Source organism: Rhodococcus chondri (assembly GCF_036327435.1).
Lineage (GTDB): Bacteria > Actinomycetota > Actinomycetes > Mycobacteriales > Mycobacteriaceae > Rhodococcus > Rhodococcus chondri.
This window is the reverse complement of sequence record NZ_JAUZMZ010000334.1, coordinates 1-2,187: the sequence shown is the minus strand read 5'-3', so window position 1 is coordinate 2,187 and position 2,187 is coordinate 1. Positions and strand designations below refer to the sequence as shown.

At 67.6% G+C, this 2,187-nt stretch carries 3 protein-coding genes; all 3 read left to right on the top strand.

Annotation, left to right across the window (positions count from 1 at the left end; translation table 11 throughout):
* On the top strand, positions 1-910 hold a 910-nt coding region (locus Q8814_RS25875), incomplete at its 5' end, for a bifunctional folylpolyglutamate synthase/dihydrofolate synthase (RefSeq protein ID WP_330154791.1).
* Positions 907-1,311, top strand: a complete 405-nt coding sequence (locus Q8814_RS25870) for a DUF4233 domain-containing protein (protein WP_330154790.1) — start codon at positions 907-909, stop codon at positions 1,309-1,311. The genes Q8814_RS25875 and Q8814_RS25870, both read left to right, overlap by 4 nt.
* Before the next feature lie 17 nt (positions 1,312-1,328).
* Positions 1,329-1,748, top strand: a complete 420-nt coding sequence (gene ndk / locus Q8814_RS25865; protein WP_330154789.1) for a nucleoside-diphosphate kinase — start codon at positions 1,329-1,331, stop codon at positions 1,746-1,748.
* Positions 1,749-2,187: the final 439 nt, after the last annotated feature.

The following is a 2,187-nucleotide window of genomic DNA, read 5'->3' as shown; positions in this document are numbered from 1 at the left end:
CAATGTGGTTACGGGCCAGGTGGCGGTGATCACCCCCATCGGGATCGACCACACTGGTTATCTCGGCGACTCGCTCACCGAGATCGCGGGGGAGAAGGCCGGAATCATCAAGAAGGCCGAAGACGACGGTCTCGTGCCCCGCGACACCGTCGCGATCATCGCCCGGCAGGAACCCGAGGCCATGGACGTGCTGCTGCGCCGGGCCGTCGAGGCGGACGCCGCGGTCGCGCGCGAAGGTTCGGAATTCACGGTGCTGCGCCGGGCGGTCGCGGTGGGCGGGCAGCAGCTGGATCTACAGGGACTGGGGGGCGTGTACCCCGACATCTTCCTTCCTCTGCACGGCGAGCATCAGGCGCAGAACGCGTCGCTCGCGCTCGCCGCCGTCGAAGCGTTCTTCGGTGCCGGACCGGACCGGCAGCTCGACGTCGACGCGGTGCGTGAAGCGTTCGCGTCCGTCGTCAATCCCGGGCGGCTCGAACGGGTGCGCAATGCGCCGACGGTGTTTCTCGACGCGGCACACAATCCGCACGGAGCGAAGGCATTGGCGGCCGCGCTGGCCGCGGAGTTCGACTTCCGCAAGCTCGTCGGCGTGGTCAGTGTGATGGCAGACAAGGACGTCGCGGGACTGCTCGAGGTCCTCGAGCCGGTCTTCGACGAGATCGTGGTCACCCACAACGGGTCGCCGCGGGCCATGGACGTCGACGAACTGAGCAATCTCGCGGTCGCGCGGTTCGGGGACGAGCGGGTCGTCACGGCCGACACCCTGACGGACGCCATCGAGACGGCGATCGCTATCGCCGAAGAGGTCGCCGAACCCGGCGAAGCAATATCGGGAGCAGGCGTCGTGGTGACCGGCTCGGTCGTGACCGCCGGCGCCGCCCGCAGTTTGTTCGGAAAGGACCCCGCGTGAGCAACGAGAATCAGCCGGATCAGGAGTTCGGCCCGCCGACGACCGACCCCTGGAAGGGGTTCCGCGGTGTGGCGGCCGGCACTCTCGTCCTGGAAGCGATCGTGGTGCTCCTCGTGCTGCCGGTGATCGCGACACTCGGCGGTGGCCTCACCGCCCTCTCGGGTGGCTACGTCATCGGACTCGCGGTCGCGATGGTGGTCGGTGCGGGGCTCCAGCGCCGATCCTGGGCGATGCCGTACAACATCGGTTTGCAGGTACTGACGGTGCTCGGCTTCTTCGTCGACCTGTCGCTCGGTGCGATCGGCGTGCTGTTCAGTGCGGTGTGGGCGTACCTGCTCTACCTGTGCAAGGACATCCAGGAACGTGAAGCGCGGGGTCTGCTCCCCGGGCAGCGGAACTGACCCATTACGCTTGTCGCGTGACTGAGCGGACCCTGGTACTCATCAAGCCCGACGGCGTCGCCCGCCGTCATGTCGGAGAGATCCTGTCGCGCATCGAGCGCAAGGGATTGAACATCGTGGCGCTCGAACTGCGCACGGCCACCGAGGAGGTGGCGGGGGCCCACTATGCGGAACACGAGGGCAAGCCGTTCTATCCGGGGCTGATCGAGTTCATCACGGGCAGCCCCCTCGTAGCGGCAGTGCTCGAGGGACCGCGTGCGATCGCTGCGTTCCGGCAACTCGCCGGCGGCACCGACCCGGTCGAAAAGGCCGTGCCCGGATCCATCCGCGGCGATCTCGGCCTCGACGCGGGCGAGAACCTCGTGCACGGATCCGATTCCGTCGAATCCGCCGAGCGTGAGATCGCCCTGTGGTTCCCGGAGCTTGCCTCCGTATAGCCCGTTCCTACAACGCCCGCGGCGCCCTTCGGGGCGCCGTTGGCGTATCCGCGCACGTCTATGTGGGATACTGGGGAAGGTTGCGCCGCACGAGCCTCGTGCGGGACGACCGAACGACATCACGGATCGATGCCCGACATCGCTGTGGCCGAGGTGCAGGAGACACCTCGCTCGGCTGCATGCTGGATGTTCCGGCGCTCGAGACGCGATCAAGCCAGGCACCGCTCGGCCGTGCAGTGATAACGGGCACCGGACGACCGCGCGATGCAACAGACCGGAAGAACTCGCGTCCGCGCGAGTACACAAGCAGCGCCCCCGTGTGGCCGCTCACATCACCCTCCGGTGGTGGTGGACGCGCCCGGGGGTCTTAGGAGACTTACGTGGCCGATCACGAGCCGCCGGAGAACAAGTCCATCGAGGCATCCGACTCCACCGCCAC